The sequence below is a fragment of the Chryseobacterium mulctrae genome (assembly GCF_006175945.1).
Taxonomy (GTDB): Bacteria; Bacteroidota; Bacteroidia; order Flavobacteriales; family Weeksellaceae; genus Chryseobacterium; species Chryseobacterium mulctrae.
Window position 1 is genome coordinate 2,682,501 of the sequence record NZ_VAJL01000001.1, and the last position, 22,355, is coordinate 2,704,855.

Annotated in this window: 21 protein-coding genes (1 of these 21 only partly in view); 9 read left to right on the plus strand and 12 right to left on the minus strand. The window is 33.0% G+C overall.

Annotated elements, in window-relative coordinates; translation table 11 throughout:
- From FDY99_RS12300 to FDY99_RS12355, 12 genes are all read right to left on the minus strand, one after another.
- A protein-coding gene (locus FDY99_RS12300; protein WP_139421830.1) for a hypothetical protein crosses the window boundary here: on the minus strand, positions 1 to 105 show its 5' end (the start). 426 nt of this gene lie to the left of the window's left edge; 105 of the gene's 531 nt are visible here — the first part of the coding sequence; the start codon lies at positions 103 to 105; its stop codon lies off the left edge, out of view.
- Complete coding sequence (locus tag FDY99_RS12305; RefSeq protein ID WP_228448787.1) at positions 102 to 2,750, minus strand: COG1470 family protein; 2,649 nt, start codon at positions 2,748 to 2,750, stop codon at positions 102 to 104. Before FDY99_RS12305 ends, FDY99_RS12300 begins: the two co-directional genes overlap by 4 nt.
- 64 nt (positions 2,751 to 2,814) lie before the next feature.
- A complete protein-coding gene (locus tag FDY99_RS12310) occupies positions 2,815 to 3,564 on the minus strand; it encodes a WxL protein host-binding domain-containing protein (RefSeq protein ID WP_228448788.1) in 750 nt (249 codons plus the stop codon).
- A 151-nt stretch (positions 3,565 to 3,715) separates the two neighbouring features.
- Complete coding sequence (locus FDY99_RS12315; protein ID WP_139421836.1) at positions 3,716 to 4,294, minus strand: hypothetical protein; 579 nt, start codon at positions 4,292 to 4,294, stop codon at positions 3,716 to 3,718.
- A gap of 223 nt (positions 4,295 to 4,517) precedes the next feature.
- Positions 4,518 to 5,045, minus strand: a complete 528-nt coding sequence (locus FDY99_RS12320; RefSeq protein ID WP_139421838.1) for a phospholipase domain-containing protein — start codon at positions 5,043 to 5,045, stop codon at positions 4,518 to 4,520.
- 251 nt (positions 5,046 to 5,296) lie between these two features.
- On the minus strand, positions 5,297 to 6,901 hold the full coding sequence (locus tag FDY99_RS12325) for a BamA/TamA family outer membrane protein (RefSeq protein ID WP_228448789.1): 1,605 nt from the start codon (positions 6,899 to 6,901) through the stop codon (positions 5,297 to 5,299).
- A 165-nt stretch (positions 6,902 to 7,066) separates the two neighbouring features.
- Positions 7,067 to 7,861, minus strand: a complete 795-nt coding sequence (locus tag FDY99_RS12330; RefSeq protein ID WP_139421842.1) for an SDR family oxidoreductase — start codon at positions 7,859 to 7,861, stop codon at positions 7,067 to 7,069.
- Between the two features lie 3 nt (positions 7,862 to 7,864).
- Positions 7,865 to 8,542 (minus strand): hypothetical protein, encoded by a 678-nt coding sequence (locus tag FDY99_RS12335; RefSeq protein WP_139421844.1) that lies wholly within the window; start codon positions 8,540 to 8,542, stop codon positions 7,865 to 7,867.
- 6 nt (positions 8,543 to 8,548) lie between these two features.
- Positions 8,549 to 9,043, minus strand: coding sequence for a hypothetical protein (locus FDY99_RS12340; protein ID WP_139421846.1), 495 nt, complete (start codon positions 9,041 to 9,043; stop codon positions 8,549 to 8,551).
- A 463-nt stretch (positions 9,044 to 9,506) separates the two neighbouring features.
- On the minus strand, positions 9,507 to 10,727 hold the full coding sequence (locus FDY99_RS12345) for a 3-phosphoshikimate 1-carboxyvinyltransferase (RefSeq protein WP_139423810.1): 1,221 nt from the start codon (positions 10,725 to 10,727) through the stop codon (positions 9,507 to 9,509).
- A gap of 84 nt (positions 10,728 to 10,811) precedes the next feature.
- Positions 10,812 to 11,138: a nucleotide pyrophosphohydrolase gene (locus FDY99_RS12350; RefSeq protein WP_139421847.1), complete on the minus strand. Its 327-nt coding sequence runs from the start codon at positions 11,136 to 11,138 to the stop codon at positions 10,812 to 10,814.
- Between the two features lie 87 nt (positions 11,139 to 11,225).
- Positions 11,226 to 12,629 carry a hypothetical protein gene (locus FDY99_RS12355; RefSeq protein WP_139421849.1) on the minus strand — a complete coding sequence of 468 codons (1,404 nt, stop codon included), beginning with the start codon at positions 12,627 to 12,629 and terminating at the stop codon, positions 11,226 to 11,228.
- Positions 12,630 to 12,904: 275 nt separating this feature from the next.
- On the opposite strand from FDY99_RS12355, the gene FDY99_RS12360 reads away from it, so the two are divergent.
- The 9 genes from FDY99_RS12360 to guaB all read left to right on the plus strand — a co-directional run bounded on the left by FDY99_RS12360 (position 12,905) and on the right by guaB (position 21,769).
- Entirely contained in the window at positions 12,905 to 13,156 is a 252-nt protein-coding gene (locus FDY99_RS12360) for a type B 50S ribosomal protein L31 (protein WP_034678914.1), read from the plus strand.
- A gap of 208 nt (positions 13,157 to 13,364) precedes the next feature.
- The gene (locus tag FDY99_RS12365; RefSeq protein WP_139421851.1) at positions 13,365 to 14,525 is read left to right on the plus strand and encodes a GlmU family protein; all 1,161 of its coding nucleotides are present in this window, start codon (positions 13,365 to 13,367) and stop codon (positions 14,523 to 14,525) included.
- 97 nt (positions 14,526 to 14,622) lie between these two features.
- Positions 14,623 to 15,132 (plus strand): RNA polymerase sigma factor, encoded by a 510-nt coding sequence (locus tag FDY99_RS12370; RefSeq protein ID WP_139421853.1) that lies wholly within the window; start codon positions 14,623 to 14,625, stop codon positions 15,130 to 15,132.
- The gene (locus FDY99_RS12375; RefSeq protein WP_228448790.1) at positions 15,107 to 15,775 is read left to right on the plus strand and encodes a hypothetical protein; all 669 of its coding nucleotides are present in this window, start codon (positions 15,107 to 15,109) and stop codon (positions 15,773 to 15,775) included. Before FDY99_RS12370 ends, FDY99_RS12375 begins: the two co-directional genes overlap by 26 nt.
- A 63-nt stretch (positions 15,776 to 15,838) precedes the next feature.
- A complete protein-coding gene (locus tag FDY99_RS12380; RefSeq protein ID WP_139421855.1) occupies positions 15,839 to 17,125 on the plus strand; it encodes a DUF4252 domain-containing protein in 1,287 nt (428 codons plus the stop codon).
- A 12-nt stretch (positions 17,126 to 17,137) separates the two neighbouring features.
- Positions 17,138 to 17,638, plus strand: a complete 501-nt coding sequence (locus FDY99_RS12385) for a DUF4252 domain-containing protein (RefSeq protein ID WP_139421857.1) — start codon at positions 17,138 to 17,140, stop codon at positions 17,636 to 17,638.
- A 180-nt stretch (positions 17,639 to 17,818) separates the two neighbouring features.
- Positions 17,819 to 18,700, plus strand: a complete 882-nt coding sequence (locus FDY99_RS12390; protein WP_228448715.1) for a tyrosine-type recombinase/integrase — start codon at positions 17,819 to 17,821, stop codon at positions 18,698 to 18,700.
- Positions 18,685 to 19,977 carry an IS91 family transposase gene (locus FDY99_RS12395; RefSeq protein WP_228423886.1) on the plus strand — a complete coding sequence of 431 codons (1,293 nt, stop codon included), beginning with the start codon at positions 18,685 to 18,687 and terminating at the stop codon, positions 19,975 to 19,977. The genes FDY99_RS12390 and FDY99_RS12395 overlap by 16 nt, the downstream gene beginning before the upstream one ends.
- A 331-nt stretch (positions 19,978 to 20,308) precedes the next feature.
- Positions 20,309 to 21,769, plus strand: a complete 1,461-nt coding sequence (gene guaB, locus FDY99_RS12400; protein WP_139421859.1) for an IMP dehydrogenase — start codon at positions 20,309 to 20,311, stop codon at positions 21,767 to 21,769.
- The last annotated feature ends 586 nt before the right edge of the window (positions 21,770 to 22,355 follow it).

Genomic DNA, 22,355 nt, shown 5'->3' on the forward strand with positions numbered 1-22,355 from the left:
AACAACGGGTAAATTTACGCTCAAAGTACTGTTTCCTGAAAGTTGTGAAAACAGATGAGAAGAGATGGTAAAACAGATCAAGAAAACTAATTTGAAGTAACTCATTTTTGTTTTTTGTTTTGGTTATAACTTACTTTAATGGTTTCCTGCTGATATTTTATTTCGGATGACTGCTTGATGATATTAATCGTTATATTTTTTGTTTCGGCAGATTGTAGATTAAATTCAAAATGATCAATTGGTATTTTATATCTTTTGTCTAAACCGTTTCTGTAAACTTTCACCTTCCAATCTCCGGGACGCAGATAAGTGAAATCAAAAGAGTCTCCCAATAGAGCTATTTTTCTAAATGTCTGGCTACCGTTACTCACTTCAACAATTACATTTTCGTTTTTCTTTTTTTTGGTTGAAAGCTGGGCGAAGCTCAATGTATTTTCATGTTCCTTATAATCAATTTTTCCCTGAATCTTTGCTGCACTTGTCAATGCGAAGTTGAAAATATTTTCTTTATCAATTAAAACTAAAGAGGCAGGAACATTTTGATCGGAAATATCATTGATGTCTGTTGTTGATCTGTCAATTTCCAAAACATAATCACCTGGAGAAACATTTCTGAATAGATAATTTCCATTTTTGTCTGTTATCGAAAGATGATTTCCCATAATCAGTCGAATTCCGTCAACCTTTTTTACGCCTAAATTTTTTATGTTTCCGGATAAAGTTGTGTATTCTGCAATTTTCTGAGTCGGAATATTCATTTTTAAAGTATAACGCAGCGAAAAAATAAAATCTTTATTCCCCAATTCTCCACGCTGTAAATTATATCTCGCTGAAACGCCAATCTCATGTTTAGAAAAAATTTGCTGCTGAAAAAGGAGTTCAAAAAGATTTCTGTCAGTATAATAATCTTCAGGCATATAATTGTTCTGATAAAAAAGACTGAACTGTGTTTTATCTGAAAACCGGTTTAAAATTCTTGCTCCAAAATAAAATTGCTGTTGATTCTGTAATTGATAACGGGAAGTAAGTGCATAACTTCCATAGATATTAAATGAAGTTTTAAATTTATCGAAGCTTATGTTTGCAGTATAAAAACTTGAATTTCCCGAAACTCCGGTCAGATAATTTTCTGTTTTTCCCAATTGTCCTTCAACATTCACCTGAAAAATTCCGATTTGCTGGTTAACAGAAAGTTTAAAAAAACGGTCGTTATAATCAAATTCTTTGGGCATTAATCGGTCTTCATATCTTTGGGTGCCTCCGTAAAATATTATATTTCCGTTTTTAGTATATTTATATTGAATTCCATACTGCAAATATTTGCGATAAGGAGCCGCAAGAAATAAAGTGTCACGCTGAAAGTTTTTAGCATCCTGTACATAATTTGCTATAAAATGAATTTGTTTTGATAATTGATACTGAAGATTAATATTGATATTACTGGTGTTATTAAAATATCCTGCATATTCCGGGCTCGCTCTCATATACATTACATTTCCTTTTACTCTTTCATAATTAACAATAGTTTGAATCATAAAAGCAGTGCCGTCTGTTTTTGTTGTTTTGCTGTACGATGTTTCTCCTGAAATTTCAAGATTTTTATTTATATTAAATTTTCCTGTGACATAAGGCAAATGCGCATCTGAATCTAATCTCATATTCGAAAAGGTTATATCTGTACTTTCTGTTCTCGGAACTTTATATAAATATCCTGCTGTAATTTCAGATTGTTTCCCAATTTTTAATTTTGAATACATATTAAATTCATCTTTAATATCTCTGAAAAATCGTGGATGATTATAAAACCCACCAAAGCTTATTTTTTTTAGGTCGAAACGGATTTCTGTACCTCGACCATATCTTGCATATTCAGTTAAAAAAGAGGCAAAATAATTTTTGTCGCCCAAATGAACCCAGAAATTTTCTCGTTTATAATTCACAAAATATTCTTCATATTGGGTGAAAGAATTAAATTCTACTGGATTTTTGGTGACTGCATGAAATTCTAAAAGATTTTTATTTTCGTCATCTAAACTTCCTTTTCCATACAATTCGCCCTGGAAACCCTTATCATAGCGCCCCCGATTTTGCATGCCAATCATAGAAACAGAAGCCGAAACCGGAAATCTGTGGAAAATATCCTCCTCAACGGGTTTTACAGAAATGATTTTTACACTTGAATAGGCCGTTTGATTTTCCTGAGGATTATCTTTTGAAAAAACTGAAAGGTTTAAATTCTGATATTCATTTTTCCCTAAATCTGATGGAGTTCTTTTACTTACTGTAATTTTTTTACTTTCGCTGGGAGCCAAAATTAAAGTTGCGCCCAGATCAATGATGGCATTTTTGCTTTCTAAAATTAAATTTTCAGAAACGTTTCCATAATTTTTTAATAAAAAAGTAGATTGTATAGTCTCTCCTGCTTTCACAAATTCCGAGGAATCTAAAAGAGTAAGAGAAAGTTTTCTGTTTCCTGAAACTAATAATTCAGCCGTTTCAATAATATTTTCGCCTGTTGTAATTTCAGTTCCTTGCAGTAAAACAGAATATTTTCCTTGCGGAGTTTCTGTTGCGACTTGTAAAGGCACAATATAAGTTTTAATTTCATTCGGTGAGATGGTTATTTCTCCGTTTTTTAAAATAGGAATAATGAAATTGTTAGAAGTTTCTGCTTTTAGATTGTAAGTTTTTGCTAAGGAATTTTTATTTTCTATGGTGAAGGAAATAGAAGTAGTTGTCCCCGGTTTCAAACTATCTTTTTTTTGAGAAAAAATAAATGCTGGGAATAATAGAGTAAAATAAATTATCCATTTTTTAATCATTCTTTACTTCTAGTTCTACATTTAGGGCGAATGCATTTTCTTCTTCGTCTGTGGCAATCAGTACAGCATTGTATTTTTCGGGAGGCATCTTGCTGATATCAATATGGAAATATTTTGAAGTTTGGGGTAATAATCCCGATGCCTGGCTTGAGAAGTTTCCGAGTTTTTCTCCTGTCTTTTTGTTGTAAATTTCGATATTGGCGGTTGGTTTACAATAAAGATTTCCTTTGTTGGCAATAGCAACTTTTAAGATTTGTTTTCCTTCTTTTTTTTCAATTTTCACATCCTCAAATTTCAAATCGGGTTTTGCTTTTTCTGAATCAAAATCTGTAATTATCTGAATTGCATAGCGGATAATTGAGGTAATATTTACACCTTGCTTACTATCATTTGGCTTTATTTCTTCTACAGGTTCTACCATAATTACGCTCCAATAACTTCCTGGCTCAGAAATATTGTTGGGAACGGTTATTTCATAGTAAACTTCTGTTTTTTGTTTGGCTTTAAGAGTAACAAGATTGGTATTCATTGTAATCCAATCTGTATTGGTTTTACTGTTGGTATGAGGAGTGGAATAATTGATAGTACCGTCAGATTTATAACTGTAATCGTGAAGAAACAGCTTTACACTTTGTAGTTGATTGCCGGTATTTTCTATTTCTATTTTTCCTTTGTAAACTTTTCCATTTTCTACCTGATATGTGTGTGAAAGACCATTGATAACAACAATTCCTGCTTTCATAAAACAGAATTGTAGAAAGAAAATTAGCAATAGGAGAATGCGCTTTATCATATTTATGTAAAGTTTGGTGTATAAAACATTAATGAAATAAGACCAAGAAGAAAAAGAAAAATCGATTTCTTCTTGCCTTTAAAAGATGAAGTCGAACAGATTAATTATCCGAAATAGTGTAAGTAACTGTAGCTGTCGTATTTGCCATTGCCTGTAATTCTGAATAAACTGCAACACCACCAGGACCACTTCCTGCAGCCAGAGCATAAGTCAGATTATGACCGTTATTGACTCCGTTACCTGTATATGCACTTCCAATTCCTGAAATAATGGTTTGATCTGTTGCACTCAATGTCAACTGAGCAGCTGGGTCTCCTACCAATCCTCCTCCAAAACCTGTAGCTGCGGCGGCAGTTACGTGGATATCAATTCCAGGAATAAGAGCATTTACACTTACAGATACAGTACGGGTTGGATCTGCAACCGATTTAATGGAAGAATAATTTAACCAAAGTGTACTGTTTGCCGTGCTTGGAGTTATTGGATTCCCTGCTTCTATAGGTGCAGTGAAGCCCAAAATAATATTTTTGGTGGCAGCAGGCTCTATATCAACTAGTGCAACTTCAGGAACAGAAATAGTTATGGTGTGAGTGTCTTTGTTTATGTCCTGTGCCTGAAGATTTGAGGAAAGGGTAAATGTAGCTAAAGACATAGCTAAAGTAATTGTTGTTTTTTTCATGGTATTAGTTTTTTGCATTGTGAAGTTAATAAAAATCATTATAATATGATATACTTAATGATATAATTTTATTGTTAAATATTCGTTTATGATATTTTAATATTCGTTAAAATATCATTTTGCATAATTATTAATAAAGAGCATACGAATTTATGACCAGAATCAACAAAAAAATCTTACACAGAAACGTATAAGATTTTTTGTTTTCTTAATTAATCTTAGATTAATTAAGATTTGTAATAGGTTTCGCAGATTCTATTCTTCCAGCAAAATGCCAACTATTATTGTTAGATTTTATTTTAATATCGTACCACCCTCTTGTTTTATCTAAATTTATATTTATTTTTTCTTCAGAAACATGAAGTGAGATGTTTTTTTTGTTTTCATCATACTGATTGTCTAAACTAATATGTAGAGTATTTGTGGATATATTTGTCAATGTGATATCTACTTCATTTTTATAGAGATTGCAAAATAAAGTTACTTCAAGCTCGGGATTTTTTGTGCCTTTAAATTTTCTTACAAAACCGTTTGGTCCTATTACCTCATAGCTGTATGACTCTATATCTACCAAATGCGAAATCTCATCATTTGAATTAAGCTCATAGGAGGAATAATAATTTTTTGTATTAAATTTATTTTTATCATAAATAATTAAAGGCACCGAAGTATCTTTAAGATTGGTCATTACAATCTTATTTTGTTTGAGATTGACATCGTAATTGTACTGTAGTAGAGTAAGTGGTTTCATGTCTCTTTTTCCTGAATTTCAATAGTTTTTTACATTGAGTTTTTTCAGTATATATTTGAGATATGGTGTGTAGAATTAGTTTTTTTAAAAAAAATATTTCTGATACCAAATTTAGACGAACAGTATTACCTGTTTTTAAATTATTTATTAATATTGAAATATTATTTTGGTAAAAATAGTGTTAAAATTTAACATAATGATAATATGAATGTGAATTTTTTTATGAATTAAAGAAGATAATTAAAATTTCATTAAAATCTACTTAAGATTCCCCAGTGAATTTTTATATCATTAAACTTAAAAGGATTCCCAAATTCGTTACCATTAGAAAGCTGGAAACTCATCAAACCTATTGGAATAAAGAAATTAAAACCAAGACCAACACTATACAATTTAGGCTTTACATTGAGAGATTTGTTATTAAGTTGTCCGTATTGTCCGAAGACATCAAAAAATGCCTGATTTCCGATGAGATACCGATATTCTAATCCTCCATAATAATAAAAATCTGCGGCGAGAGAGTTTTCATTAAAACCCCTGAGAGAATTCCAGCCACCAAAACGGTACAATTCGTTGGCTGAGAAATCGATTTTAGAATCCATCATCGCACCTTCCCCTTTGATGTTGAGAAAGTGATTTCCGTTGATATGATAATTATATTCGCCAAAAAAGTAAAACTGATTTTGGTTGGCTTTTATATTTTCACCCGTATAATTGGTTGCTAAGAAATCGTATCCTACATTTAATTTAGACTTGTAAAGGAAAAGATCAATATCGGTAGGTTCGGTCATGTCAAAGAAAATACCGATCCCTTTTTTGTTGTAATCTTTCCCCTGAATATAAAGACTGTCGAGAATTGCTGATGATTCAAAAGTTCCTCGAAGTCCGATTTTTTGTCGGCTGTTGAGATGATAATAAAACGCAGGTAACGCTTTTACATTGGCAAAAGTAGAATCTTGTCTGAAGATATTCACTTTCATATTCAAACCTACATTAGAGTTAAATAGATACGGAATATCAGTTTGCAGATCAAAAGTCTGGCCTTTGTCGGGGTTTCTCTGCCAATAAAGATTGACGGCTTCAAAACCATTAAACATGTTTTTAAAATTCACATTCAGAGTTCCGTTCAGCGTAAATTTATCGGTTTTATCATTTCCAAAACCGATAACTCCATCAAAAGTATTGGTTTTTTTCTTTTCCATAAACAAATAAATCTGTGTAGAGTCTTTTGTGAAAAGCGTTTGTGGTTGCCGTTCCAAAGTGATAAAAGGATGGCTTTGGAAATTTTTATTGATGGCAATCAGGTTTTTGTCGTCGTAAGTTTTTCCTTTAAATTCTTTCTCAAGATTTTTTATAAATCTTTTAGGAACTCGGGTATAACCTTTTGCTACAAAACCATCGATGGTTCTTTTATTATTTTTATTAATATCGAGTTCTACAACAGGAATACCTTTTTTCTGTCCTTTAAACTGAGACTTGATTCTGCTAAAAGCAAACCCGTCATCAATATATTTTTTGTTGATATTTTTTTTAACTGAATCTAAATTCTTAGTGAAAAATTCTTTTTCAAGTTTGAAACGGTCAACAATAGAATCTGATAAATTAACGTAGGTCTGGTTGAAATTTTTGCCTTTGTCGTAGAAAATTTCTGTGCTGTCACCTTTTATTTTTACATCTTTTAGCTCGGTGAAAAAGTAATTGTTTTGAGCTAAAGAATCGAGAAATTTTACTGCAGAAAGTGAATCTTTTACTTTTTTCTTAACCTTCGTCTCGGTGTCAATTAAAAAATAATGCTTCTTTTGCGCTTGTACAAAAACGCAAAACAGAATAAAAAATATGTTTAAAAATAATTTCAATTCAATTTATTTAAACCATTAAGGTTTATTAAGTTGTTAAGAATATTAAGACAAGCTTCGCTGTAAGCTTAAAAATCAGAATGATGATCTTAATTAAACTTAACTTCTTAAGTCTTCTTAATGGTTCAAATCTTTTTTATAATAAATTTCCTTTAATAACTGAATCTAAGCCAGTTTATTGTATTTCTTCATCAAATGCTCATAAGTTCCCTGTGGAAGAATCCATTTTAAAGGAACTCCGATTTTCTGCCCGAATTTACCAAAATAATAATGAGCTTTCCACTTATTTTTATTTAAAAGCTGATCGATATATTCTGCAACTTCCAAAGGTTCGGTTCCGTCGCCAACATGAGAATTCATCAAAGCGTACACTTTATCGAATACATTTTTATAAGGTTCAGAAACTTTTGTTTTTACACGGTTTTCTGCAATATTGGTTTTAATATCACCCAAATGAAGCGAGCAAACATCAATATTCCAAGGATAAACTTCGTATCTCATTGCTTCGGTAACTTTGTCTAGAGCAGATTTTGAGGCAGAATAAAATCCGCGGAAAGGCAGTCCCATCTCACTTCCTATACTGGAAACATTGATGATTTTTCCGAATTTATTTTCCCTCATTTTTGGCATTACAGCGGTCATCATCTGAACTGAACCGACAAGATTCAGATTAAATAATTTTAAAATATCTTCTTTTGTAGAATCTTCCACAGAACCTACCATTCCCATTCCTGCATTGTTAATTAAAACATCAATTCTGGTTTCTGTTTTTAAAACTTCAGCAATGGCGTTCTGAACAGCGTCGTTATCAGTAATATCAGTCGGAATTGATTTAAAATACTGACTTTCGGTATGTTTTCTGCTTAAACCATAAACGTGATGACCTTTTTTTCCGAAATATTCTGCTAATACGAAACCAATTCCTGAGGAAGTTCCTGTAATGATAATTGTTTTTGACATTATTTAATAAGTAAAATATTGATTTGAATTTGGGACTTTAAATGAATTTTTTCCCGGTTCAAAATTATTCATTTTTACAGGTGTTTTCAACTTATAATTAAATTCTTTATAGTAATCTTTTTCTACAGGTTCTTTGCTGTCTTCAAAACATGGATAATATTTTTTTTCTTTGATTGCTTTACCTGTAGAGAAATTAATTTCATCTGAGAAATTGAATTCGCAGGTGTCATCAAATTCGTTTACAGAACCAATTAAATAGAAATCATTATTCTGAAATCTGAAGGTATGTTTAAAAGTTAATGTATGTCTAGAATTTGTATTATAGGATTGCAAAATGACTATTGCTCCATTTTTTATGTTGATTTCAGGTAAAGTATTATATTCTGGTGAAAAACCTGTTTTTGATCCTAATATTGCAGTTGAATTTTTCTTCCAGATTTTCAGTTGTCCGTTATTGTTTTTTAGAATAAAAATTTCTCTTTGAAAACCTCTGTTAAAATCTTCATTATTTATTTTATCTGAATTAAAAACAATTACTGTTTCATCTTTTCCATCTTTATCCAGATCTCCTTTTGTTTCTACAATTTTAGTATAACCTTTTGGGATTACAAAATTTTTCAATTCCTGCGAGCTAAAAATTGTAAAGAGTAGAAAGATAAAAAAAGAACAGATTTTTTTCATTAATCATTAAAAGTTTAAACCAATATCTTCTTTCTGAATCATTCCGGTTTCTTCCAAATTACAGATGCAGCCTTTTACTGTCTTATAATTTCCATTGATGCGTATTTCTTTTCCTTTGCTGTCTGTAATAATAATTCCGGCAGAATAATCTTCACCTTCCGCATGATACGTTCTGAATAACAAATATTCATATCCGTTATTTTTAAATGATAAATTATCGACCTCCATTCCTGCATTTTGTATTCCGCCACCTCGCCAATAAGAATTGTAGTGAAATTTTTTCCAGCTTTCTTTGGTTCTGTCGGCAGGAAATTCCATTTCAACTTTGGCCTTAGTTCCGAAGCGATATTGAATGTATTTATTGGTTTTATCTTTTACCAAAGACATTTTCTTGCCATTTTTGGTTTCAAATGAATAAATAACTTCTTCATTAGGTAAAAGATATTGAGCCCAAAATGTCAGAGGAATTAAGAAATACAATATAGTGAGTAGCTTTTTCATTTAATTTTTTTAAATAAAATTTTTTAATTCTGAAAGGAATAATGATTGTCCAGATTAATAAATTATTGAATAGACATAATGGTGAAAATATTATAAGATCAAAGAGTTTAGTCAAAGGTGAAAAGAAATTTTCAAAACCATGTAAAACGACATCATAATGGTTAAAAGGATTATCATACCAAGATAAATCTTTTCTTTCATTAATTGTTATCTCCCAAAATAGTATATTAAAAACTAAAAGTACAATTGTTGTGAAATAATTTTCATAATACAAACTAAGAATAAATATTGATAAAGTAAGAATGACCCGAAAGGTAAATCTTAGATTTACAACTTCGTATAATCGAATTGCATCAACAATATTCATCAAAATACAAAAAGCTAAAACCAACATGATAAATATTTTAGCAATTTTATTGATTTTGAAAAACTTTGTCGATTCAATATTCATTTGAAAGCTCAATTATTTTTCTAATAAAATTTTCAAATCTTCCCAAAACATCGGGTAAGATTTTTCCACCACATTCTCATCTTCAATATTCAATTCTTTAATCAGGCAAAACGGCGCAAAGCTCATTGCCATTCTGTGATCTTGATAGGTTTTAATAGAAATATTGTCTTCAGCTTCATTAAAGCTGATTAATTTGATGGTTAAATCTGTGATTTCAGTTTCTGTTCCCAGCTTTTTCAGTTCATTGTATAAAGCTAAAAGTCGGTCGGTTTCTTTTACTCTCAATGTTCCCAAACCTGAAATTTCAAAAGGGATTTTCAATGTTGCAGCGGTTACACAAAGAGTCTGAGCAATATCCGGACAATTATTCATATCTAAAACAATTTTTTCCGGGAATATGAAATCTTCAATCGGCTGAAGTGTTAATTTGTGCTCATCTTCCGTGAAAGTGGTTTTAATTCCAAAAAACTTTTCATAGATATTGGCAATCGCAGAATCGCCCTGAGTAGATTCTTTGTAAAAACTTTTCAGGTGAATAGTTTTTCTTCCTAAAGCTGCAAAAGAGTAGAAGTAAGAAGCCGAACTCCAATCACTTTCCACTTCATAATTGATGGTTGGTAGTTGATGGTTGATAGTTGATTCGACTTTAATGGTGTTTCCAACAAAGCTGTTTTTTATTCCGAATTTGGTTAAAATATCCAAAGTCATTTCAATATAAGATTTCGAAGTAACTTCACCAATTAAATTTATTTCCAAACCGTTTTCCAGTTTTCCGGCTATCAACAGAAGGGAAGTGATAAACTGGCTTGAAATATTTGCCGGAACGTCAACTTTTGTCTCTGTAATTTTTCTTCCATTGATTTTTAAAGGAGGAAAACCTTCATTTTCAAGATATTCGATTTCAACGCCGAGATTTTGTAAAGCAGTAACCAGATTTTTAATTGGTCTTTCTTTCATTCTTCCGGAACCGGTAAGAATGGTCGTTTTTCCTTCCTGGATAGAATAATAGGACGTTAAAAAACGCATCGCTGTTCCTGCATGATGAATGTCAACAATCTCGCTATTTTCTGAAAGTGCTTTTTTTAATAATTGCGTATCCTGAGAATTAGATAAATTCCCAATTTTTATGCTTTTAAACAAACTTTCTAAAATCAACAAACGATTCGAAATACTTTTCGAACCGCTGATTTGTATGGTTTTGTTTCCGTTTAATTTTGATTTTTCTAGCTTCATCTTCTTTAGTTGGAAGCTGGAAGTTGGAAGCTGGAAGTCTAATATCTCACTAAACTTCCGGCTTGCATCATCCATCTTCCTGCATTATTTTAATTTCTCATTATTCTGATGGCGGTCTTTGTCGCGATCAGTTTTTATTTTCATTTTTTTATCGAAAGCTTCTTGTAAATTGACTCCGGTTTGGTTGGCTAAACATAATGTGACGAACAAAACATCTGCTAATTCTTCACCCAAGTCTTTATTTTTATCACTTTCCTTTTCGCTTTGTTCACCATATCTTCTTGCGATAATTCTTGCCACTTCGCCAACTTCTTCGGCCAACATTGCCATGTTCGTCAATTCATTAAAGTATCTTACACCGATGGTTTTTATCCATTCGTCGACCTGTTGCTGCAGATTTGTAATTTCCATTTTTTTAAGAGCCAAGTTAAAAGTTTAAAGAATCAAGTTAATTTCATTCATCATTCATCATTCATCATTCATCATTCATCATTCATATTACTGATAAGCTCCTAATGTTGGACTGGTCGTTCTTGAAACATTTACAATATCTGTAGGAACCGAATTGGCAACCGTTACATCTCCTATATTTTTTGCGGGAGAATCTGCTTTTACCCTTAAATTCATTTTAGCAGCAAAATAATTCATAAATCTAGGATCCTGATTTTTGATACTTTGAGTAACGCTGGAACTCGTAAAATCAAATCCTGCTGCGCTTATTCCCGAATATTTGAGTAAACAGTTTTGAATAGTGAAATTGAAAAGCTGACCAGGAGTCTGTGCGAAACTTACGGCATTATCACGGTCGGAATAAACAATACTGTTTCTGATATTGATATGAAGAGAACCTTGTACGGTTTGTCCGTTTTCCTCTTTAAATTCATTAGTGGCATAAATCCCGTTGCGGGTAAATTGTCCTAAAACTTCAGAATAATTAGCAATGGTAGAATGTACAAAATCATAAACTCCACCTTTAAATATTCCAACGCAAGATTCGCCACAATTATTCATCACCAGATTTTTTGCATTGATATTCGATCTTACCGAATAAATACCATATTCCTGAAATGTATGAATGAAGGAGTTGCTTATTGTTGCATTGGTTTCAGTCATTTCCAAACCTCTTGTTCCACCGAAAAGTCTGGTATGATTCATATTTAAAACAGAAGCAGCTTCCATTTTTATAGAATTCCAGTTTCTTGGGATGGTATCGTAATACGTATCATTTCTGTCACCACGAATAATTACCTGGTTATCTGCAGTTCCGTTGATATTCAACGTTGCACCGGGTGAAATTTTCATTCCGCTGTTTTTATGGAAATATATTTTTGTTCCCGCCTGTACATTTAAATGAACTCCGGTATCAACTTTCAGATCTCCATAAATAATTTTAGCTTTATTATTAGACCATGTTACATCAGAAGTAATTACATTCGGATTAGTAGGCGTTTTAATATAAAATTCAGCATCCTGAACAACAGAAAATAAAGTGACATGCTGTTGCCCTGCTCCGGTTGTAAACAAAACTCTGTCTTCAGCAATCGCTTCAGGACCTGTCGCTTGAGGTGCAATTTCTACAAAAATATAAAGACTGTCTTTTTTTCTGAGAGGAACATTTTGGAAATCGTGTCCCGTTTTTCCGTCTACATTAATTTTATATAATGATGCAGCACCTTTTTCAAGATTGATTCTTGGGATCATTACATCTTTATCTTCATTGTTAAATACTTTTACCACATAGGTTTCTGAGCGTACCTGATGATAAACGGTATCACAAAATACGGTGTCTCTTGAAAATCTCAGTTCCTGAGATGGAGCATCAAAAGTGATCTCATCCTTATTACAAGAAACCGCCAGAAGTAATATCCAGAATGATAAAAAAAGTAATGATTTGAATTTCATAGGTAGAAATTTTTTTGTTCTATTTAAGTTCGTATGCTATCGCTTGTCATGATTGTTTTTTGTAATCAAATGCAGTGTAAGCGATTTCATAGAAATTAAAATTTATATAAGTTTCAAATTTAACGAAAATACTTTAATTTTCTTATCTTTTAAAAATTGTTGACAAGGTATTTGTATATTATAAAAATTATTGTATTTTTGCAACCTAAAATTTAGCAGAAGAAATACCATTACTATTTCGAAAGCAAAACTTTAATTTTTTAAAAAATTGTATTATGAAAAACGGAATTCACCCAGAAAATTATAGACTTGTTGTTTTCAAAGATATGAGTAACGACGAGGTATTTCTTTGTAAGTCAACTGCAGACACAAAAGACACAATCGAGTTTGAAGGAACTGAGTACCCATTGATCAAAATGGAAATCTCTTCTACTTCTCACCCTTTCTACACAGGAAAAACTAAATTAGTTGATACTGCAGGTAGAGTAGACAAGTTCATGAACAAATACAAAAAATTCGCTAAGTAATTTTTTGATATTAAAAATATTTAAAGTCTTCCGATTTTCGGGAGACTTTTTTTATGGATTAAAAAAATAGAAATTAGAGGTAAGAGTTTAGAAATTAGCTTTACTATTTGTATTTTTGCTTTGATTAGAAATTAGATATTAAAATCTTGGAAACTTCAAACTTTTAGATATCTAACATCTAACATCTAACATCTAACATCTAAAAAAAATGCAACTCGTATTCTCAGATGCACAATATTGGGAAGATTTTCTTCCGCTTACTTTTACAAGACCTGTCGCAGAAATGCGATGCGGAATCCTTACTTTTTCCGAAAGATGGCAGAAGATCTTAGAGACCACCGAAGTTTCTTGGTTTACAGAAATGTATCTTCAGCAGAAATTCAGAGAGCCTGAAAAAAAAGAAAGCCTGTTTTTGGTAACTAATTTTTTACCAACAGAAACGGTAATTCAGCAAATAAAAGATTTGAAGCAAGGTGAAGCTTTGGTTTATGAAGATGAATTGGTTGCTGCAAAAATAAATATGGAAGGTTTTTCTCTGAATCAGATTGAGAAAATGACCGACATTAAGGAAGAGCTTGTTTTCTTTAAGAAGCCGACCGATTTATTTACATATAATAAAGAAGCAATCGATTTTGATTTTGAATTGCTGACCAAGGGAAAAACTTCTCAGGAATTATCTTCTACCAACGGATTTTTAGGAAATAAAGAAGATATGTTTATTGAAGAAGGCGCAGAAATAGAATTTTCAACCATCAATACCAAAACCGGAAAAATCTATATCGGAAAAAATGCTGAGGTGATGGAAGGTTGTAATCTTCGTGGTCCGATTGCTCTTTGTGAAGGTTCTAAATTTAATTTAGGTGCAAAAATTTACGGTGCAACCACGATTGGTCCACATTCTAAAGTAGGTGGTGAAGTGAGTAACATCATTATTTTTGGTTATTCAAACAAAGGTCACGACGGATTTGTTGGAAATTCTGTGATTGGTGAATGGTGTAATCTTGGAGCAGATACGAATTCTTCCAACCTGAAAAATAATTACGGAAATGTAAAACTATGGAATTACAGAACAAAAGACTTCCAGGATACAGGTTTGCAATTTGCGGGTTTAATTATGGGAGATCATTCTAAAACGGCAATCAATACCCAATTGAATACAGGAACTGTAATTGGAGTCGCATCTAATATTTTTAAAGAAGGCTTTCCTCCGAATCTGATTGAAAATTTTTCGTGGGGTGGTTTTAAAGATGATGAACGATTTAAATTAGATAAAGCATACGAAGTTGCCGAAAAAGTAATGGCAAGAAGAAAATTGCCTTTAACAGACGATGATAAAGCAATTTTGAAACATATTTTTAATGAATATTAGCCATAATAATGAGAAACTTCAATTTTTTTTGAAGTTTTTTTATTTTTAGTGTAATATATTTTGATTTCAGATTGTCTTATTTATAGAAACGAAACTTATGACCCAAGAAACTTTTAGGAATACGGTATTTATTCTCAGAGATGAGATGTTCCGTTTTGCAAAAAGGTTTGTCATGAGCAGCGATGAAGCCGAAGATGTAGTACAGGATCTTATGATTAAATTCTGGCAGAAGAAAGATGAACTGGAGCAGTTTGGAAATTTTAAATCCTATGCTTTGAAATCTGTAAGAAATGAATGTCTCAACCGATTGAAGCATCACGACGTAAAGTTAGGTTTCGCAGATATGCAGCTTCATCGTTCGGAGCTCTACAGTATGGAAGTCAATAATCTGAAAGAGCAGATCATAGGGTTTATCAACCAGCTTCCGGAGAAACAGAAAGCGGTGATTCACCTGAAAGATGTAGAAGAGTATGAAGTGTCGGAAATTTCCGAAATGTTGGAAATGGAAGAAAACGCAGTAAGAGTAAATCTGATGCGCGCAAGACAAAAAGTAAAAGAACAAATCTCACAATTGATGAGCTATGAGCAACGACAAATTTCAAGATAAATATAATGAAGTCTTCCAAAGTTTGAAGGAAGAAAAAATGAATTGGGATTTTGAAGATTTTCTTCAGAAAGCAGAAGGAAGTGATATTTCAGCCGATGAAGCACCAATAATTCCTATCCAAAGTAAAAAACCTTCGCTTCCGAAATGGTTTTGGATGGCTGCAAGTGCGATAATACTTTTAAGTGTTGGTTTTTTATTTAATGATAATCAAAACGGAGAGGTTGCAGATCAGGCAAAATTGGTTGAAAACGAAATTCAGAAGCAGAAAAATGATTTTATTAACGAAAATCATAATCCTAATTCGCAGGTCGCGGTTCATATTACTGATTCTGTTTCAGGGCCAAAGCAAGATTCTATTTTTGTAGACAATTCAATTGCTGAAAAAGATGTTCTGGATGAAATTCTCTCTAAAAAAAGCAGAATTAAAAAAGAATCTAAACCGAGATATGTAGATAATTCCGGTTTAAAAAATAAAACTTTTAAAGATTCTATCGGCTATAAAGATTCTTATGTAATTGTAAACGGCAAAAGAATTGAAAATGTGGAAGAAGCTATAAACGTAACAAGATATTCATTTCAGGTGATGGCGGCCAATGTTAATCAGGCTTTGCACACTCAGGTGATGGATAATGTAGACAACTAGATTATTAACGATAAGATTATGCAACTGATCAGGCTTGTAATCAATTAAAATTCAATTAAACTCATGAAAAAGATATTTTTTATACTAACCATTTTTCTTACAAGTTTCGCAAATTATTCTGCGCAGACAGAAAAACTAGATCAATTTTTTCAATCTTTTGAAAATAAAGGTGGAGTAACTTCTATAGATATTAAAAAGCCGATGTTTGATCTTTTAGACCGTATCGACATCAGCGATGAATACATCGGGAAAATAAAACCGATTATGCGTGATGTTGATGGCTTAAAACTTTTGGTTTTTTCTAAAATAACATTTCCGGATCATTTAAAATCTGAGAATTTGGGACAGATAAAAATGAATGAAGAAAAAAGCGAAAGAATTGCAAAGCTTTTGAATAGTTTGAAACTTAATGAGTTGATGTCTATGAAAAGTGATGATGTTTCGATGAAATTTTTGGCAGAAAATGCGAAAGACGGTATTCTTGAAAACCTGATTTTCAATGTTGATTCTAAAGACGAGAACGTTGTTTTCATTCTTAACGGAAAAATGAAAATGGATGATGTTAATAAAATTATTAATTCAACCAACACAAAAGTTACTTCTTCAAAAATCTCTTTAACAAACAGTTTTGCCGCAGAAGACACCAGTTCTTATCTAAGTGGCGAAAACAGAAATGTTGGCGAATTTTCAAAAATCGATGTAAGTGTAGGAATTAATGTTAATTACAAACAGGAAAACGCTACAAGTCTAAAAGTATTGGCAGATGCAGATAAACTTAAATATGTCATTACAGAAGTAGAAAACGGAGTTTTGAAGGTTTATATTGACAATAAAGGAGTAAAGAATTTAAAATTTAAAAACCTTACGGTTAATGTTTCGTCTCCAAAAATGAATGTAATTAAAACTTCTTCAGGAGCAACTTTTACTGCCATTAATATGGTAAGAGAAAATAATCTGGATATTGAGGCTACATCGGGTTCTATTGTAAAAGGGAAATTTAATATTACCGAAAATGTAAATTTAGACATCAATTCAGGATCAAATCTTAAAGCGGATTTTATTACACAAAATTTAGTTTTGAATAATTCCAGCGGATCTAGTGTTACTTTAGAAGGAATCGCAAAAACTGCAGTTCTTGATGTAAGCAGCGGAGCTTCTTGTAAAGCTGAAGGATTAATGATCAATACTGCTAAAGCCGAGTCTACTTCGGGTGCAAGTCTTTCTTTATACGTTAAAGACAAATTAAAAGTAAACGCTTCTTCGGGTGGTTCTGTAAGATTAAAAGGAAATCCTGACTTAGAATCGCGAATTGATAAAGTTTCGGGAGGAAGCTTAAAACAAATCAACTAAAAACCTTTAGCCATGAAAATCTTAAAAAACATTTTTCTCGTTTGTTGCTCTTTATTCTTACTACAGTCTTGTATTGTTTCGAGCAAACCAAACATCGATTTTTTCTCAAAATCAAAATATGATTCCGAGGATGCAAAATTTGCCAGCTTCAATGTGCCCTTGTTTTTAGCGAAACCTTATATCAAAAAAGCTTTGAGAGAAGAAGGAGAAAGTGACGCCGCAATTGCAATGGTAAAGAAAGTTTCAAAAATAAAAATGATGACTGTTGCCAACGGAAGCGAAAAAATGTTGAAAGATTACGCCAATTATCTTAAAGACAATAATTACGAAGATTGGGCAACCATCAAACACGATGGTAATAATGTAAACATCAGAGTAAAACAAAAAGGTGAGATGATCGATAATATGCTGATTACCGTAAATTCAAAAAAAGATATGGTGTTTTTAGACGTTAAAGGCAGCTTTACGGCGGACGATATTTCTAAAATGATCAATATTGCATCAGATAAATAACTTCATATTCAACCATATTAATTTTGTAAAGTCACTGTTGAACTAAACCTTCGGTAGCTTTCCCAATCGCATAAATCAGTTACTTTGTAAAGTTAATTAAAAAATCAATAGAATGGCTACAAAAAAAAGAGTTTAGACGAGCTCAGAGAAAACAAAATCATCAATCAGGCAAAGCGCGAAGTGCCTGGTTTTACAGAACTTTTAAGCCGTTTTGAACGTACGGTTTCGGTGTTGGGACGCAGTCAGAGCACGTTCAATAATTACTCCAGACACGTCGCGGCGGTGTCGCTGCATTTCGGGAAAATCCCGACAGAATTGGATCCTGAGCAGATCCACGATTACCTTTTTTACCTTCAGAAAAAATCAAGATCACCCTCGCAATCGTATTTTAAACACACGGTTTACGGACTTCGGTTTCTGTTGAAATCGGAAGGTTTGAGCTACGATTATCTAAGTCTTCCGGAAATTAAAAAAGAGAAAAAACTGCCTGTTGTGCTCAGTAAACAGGAGGTTTGGCAGATGTTGTCATGCTGTAAACTTTTAAAACATAAAATCTTAATCGGGTTGCTTTACGGTTGCGGATTGCGCTGTCTGGAGGTCAGAAATCTCCGTTTATGCGATTTGGATTTTTACCGAAAACAGCTGAAAGTGGTTCAGGGAAAAGGCAAAAAAGACCGCTATTTGCCTTTGTCGGAACATTTGATTCGGGGTTTGAAAAAATATATTGAAGCGGAAAAACCGGAAGATTTTCTCTTTGGAGAACCTCGAGCAAATCGTGCAGGTGGAGAATTCGATTCAAGATATTCGCAACGTGGCGTACAATGGGCGGTGAAACAGGCTTCAAAAACGGCAAAAATATTGAAAGAAGTGAGTGTTCATACGCTTCGGCACAGTTTTGCGACGCATCTTTTGGAGGATGGGATGAACATTGTGAGCATCAAAAATCTCCTCGGCCACGAAAACATCGAAACGACCCTCGTTTACCTTCAAATCGCCCAACTTTCTACCCAAAAACTCTTCTCTCCACTGGATACTTTGTTTGAGGAATGCAGAGCGAAGTAGTTGGTTTTGAATTTGTTAAAAGCCAAAATTCAAGCTTTAAATTTAATGAAAATCAACGTTTAGAAATCTCAAAAATACAGTCTGCTCAACCTGAATCTCAACCTCGATACGAAGTCGCAGATGTGTTGAATATTTTAGGTTCAAAACTAGAAAATTTAGGATTAAATTCCTGGCAATTAAGAACTTTATTTGCGTTAAAAAAGTGCCGTACATCGGCTTTGGGCGGTCATATTGACGCTTGTGACGAATGCGGAAATATCAGCATCAGCTACAACTCCTGCCGAAACCGGCACTGCCCGAAATGTCAGGGCAAAAACCGCGAAAAATGGATTGAAAACCGGGAAACCGAACTGCTTCCAGTGCCTTATTTTCACGTGGTTTTTACCGTTCCGGAAGTGCTGAACAAAACCGCACTTCATGCTCCGAAAATGTTGTATGATATTTTATTTGAATCGGCTTGGGAAACGCTGCAAACCTTTGGTGAAAATCGAGGTTTAAAAATGGGAATGATCGCTATTTTGCATACTTGGGGACAGAATCTGAGTCTGCATCCGCATTTGCACTGCATCGTTCCGGGTGGCGGCGTGGATGAAAACGGAGTTTGGAAAAACATCAGAAGCGACGGTAATTTTTTGTTTCCTGTAAAGGCTTTGAGCAAAGTTTTCAGGGCTAAATTTTGTGAGAAGCTGAAGGTTCGGTTATCATTAAAATGTAATAAAAATCAGACGGAAAATGATGAAAATCAATTTGAAAACCGAAAAAATGAAGCAGAAACTTATGAAAAACTCAGACAAAAACTTTGGGAAAAACCTTGGGTAGTTTTCGCTAAAAAACCCTTTGGCAGCCCGAAATCTGTGGTGGAATATTTGGGAAGATATACGCACAAAATCGCGATCAGCAACCAGAGAATCAGGAAAGTTGATGCGGAAAATGTAACGTTGGAGTACAAAGATTACCGCCAAAAAGGCATCAAAAAGCAGATGGTTTTGAGCCATGAGGAGTTTATCCGCCGTTTTGCGATGCATATTTTGCCGAAAAGATTTGTGAAAATCCGCCATTACGGTTTTCTCAGCAGCACATGGAAACGAATGAAGCTAAAAAATCTGCAACAGAATTTAGGCATTCAGCCCAAAGGAAAATTTCCACCCAAAACTTTTCAGCCGAAATGTAGTTGCTGCAAAGTTGGGAATTTGGTAACGATTGCAACGTTCGATTTGCGCGGTCCGCCCCTTTGGTTTTTGGAGATGAGCCAAAACTTTGAAAAGCCAAAAATCTAGCATTTTGGGTAAGGGTATTTATGCCTAAAAGTGAAGGAAAACACGATAAAACCAAGAAAAACCATCAAATTCACCCACAAAAAAAGAGACCTTTCTGAAAGTCTCCTGTATATCTTTAAAATCCTTCGTCGGTAAACCCATAATGCTGAAAAAAGCTCCCGAAGCTTCCGTTCAACAGGGTTTTCATTGTTCGTGCTTCGCACGCAACGAAAACTTAGCTATTTTAGGTGACTTTTTTCGATTTATATCATGTATTATTAAGTTTTATTTAAACTATTTAAAAGCATTTTCATATTCCAGCAAAAAGACTTAATTTTGCAAGAAAGTAAAGATGTCTATTCATAACAAAATTGTAGAGACAGCCATCACTTTCGATGACGTGCTTCTAGTCCCTGCTTATTCTGAAGTTTTACCTAACCAGGTTTCATTAAAATCAAGACTTACCGATAAAATTACGCTTAATGTTCCGATCGTTTCCGCTGCAATGGATACCGTTACAGAGGGTGATTTGGCGATTGCTTTGGCAAGAGTTGGTGGTTTGGGTTTCATTCACAAAAATATGACGATTGAAGAACAAGCCGCTCAGGTAAACCGAGTGAAGCGTTCTGAAAACGGAATGATCTCTGATCCTGTAACGCTTTCTAAAGATCATACTTTGGCTGAAGCTAAAGAAACGATGGCGAAATATAAGATTTCTGGTCTTCCGGTTGTGGATGCAGAAAATACTTTAATCGGAATTATTACTAACAGAGATGTAAAATATCAGGAAAACCTTGATATGAAAGTGGAAGAGATCATGACGAAAGAAAATCTGATCACTTCTGATAAAGATACCAACCTTGAAAAAGCAAAAGAAATTCTTCTTAAAAGCAGAATTGAAAAGCTTCCTATCGTTGATAAGAATAATAAATTGGTAGGTTTAATTACCATAAAAGATATCGACAATCAATTAGAATATCCAAATGCTAACAAAGACGAAAACGGTCGTTTGATCGTTGGAGCAGGTGTTGGAGTGGGTGAAGATACTTTAGACAGAATTGAAGCTTTGGTAAAAGCCGGAGTAGATATTATCGGTATCGATTCTGCTCACGGACATTCTATCGGAGTTTTAAACAAAATTTCTGAAATAAGAAAGGCTTATCCGGATTTGGATATTGTTGGTGGAAATATCGTAACTGCTGAAGCTGCAAAAGATCTGATCGAAGCTGGGGCAAATGTTTTAAAAGTAGGTGTTGGTCCAGGTTCTATCTGTACAACGAGAGTTGTTGCAGGAGTTGGTGTTCCACAGTTGTCTGCAATTTATAACGTTTACGAATATGCTCAAACTAAAAATGTTGCGGTAATTGCTGATGGAGGAATTAAACTTTCTGGTGATATCGTAAAAGCAATTGCAAGTGGAGCAGGAGCGGTAATGTTGGGATCTCTTTTAGCGGGAACTGATGAAGCTCCAGGTGAGGAAATTATTTTCCAGGGTAGAAAATTCAAAACTTACCAAGGAATGGGAAGTCTTTCTGCTATGAAAAGAGGTGGAAAAGAAAGATATTTCCAAAGTGAGGCTAAAAAATTCGTTCCGGAAGGAATTGAAGGAAGAGTTCCAAGTAAAGGTAAACTGGAGGAAGTTATTTTCCAATTAACAGGAGGTCTTAGAGCAGGGATGGGATATTGTGGGGCTAAAGATATTGAAGCTTTGCAGAAAGATACCAAAATGGTAATGATTACAGGAAGCGGTTTGAAAGAATCTCATCCACATGATGTAATTATCACTCAGGAAGCTCCGAATTATTCTTTGTAATAAATCAAGATACATATATAAAATACCTCCGAAAATTCGCAGGTATTTTTTTTGAACCAAAAATTAAATATGAAAAGAGTGAATGAAAATTGATGTATTCATCATTGAGCTTTTTGGCTCTTAGAATACAAAATTTTTCATCATTTGTGTTTTAAATTATCATTGTGTTTTCTTTTTTTAGTATTTATCCGAGAGCCTTTTTGGGGCTCTGCGAATAAATACAATCTAATTTTTCATCACTGAGTTTTCATTTTCGAATAATTAGATTTTCATCATTTGTGTTTTCTTTTTTTAGTATTTACCCGAGAGCCTTGTTTAGGCTCTGCGAATAAATACGATATAATTTTTTTTCATCACTGAGTTTTCACCTCCGAATAATTAAATTTTCATCATTTGTGTTTTATAAAATCTGAGCTAAAAGCAATCAAGTTTTTCTCTCAACTTTTATAATGTAAATTTATCAACATAATAAACGCAATCATAATAATTCCTTTAGATATATGTCAATATGTTTGTAGATATTTATCTATATAATAAAATAAATAATGAATATTTAATTTTATTGCTGTTTAAATTAAAAAACTCG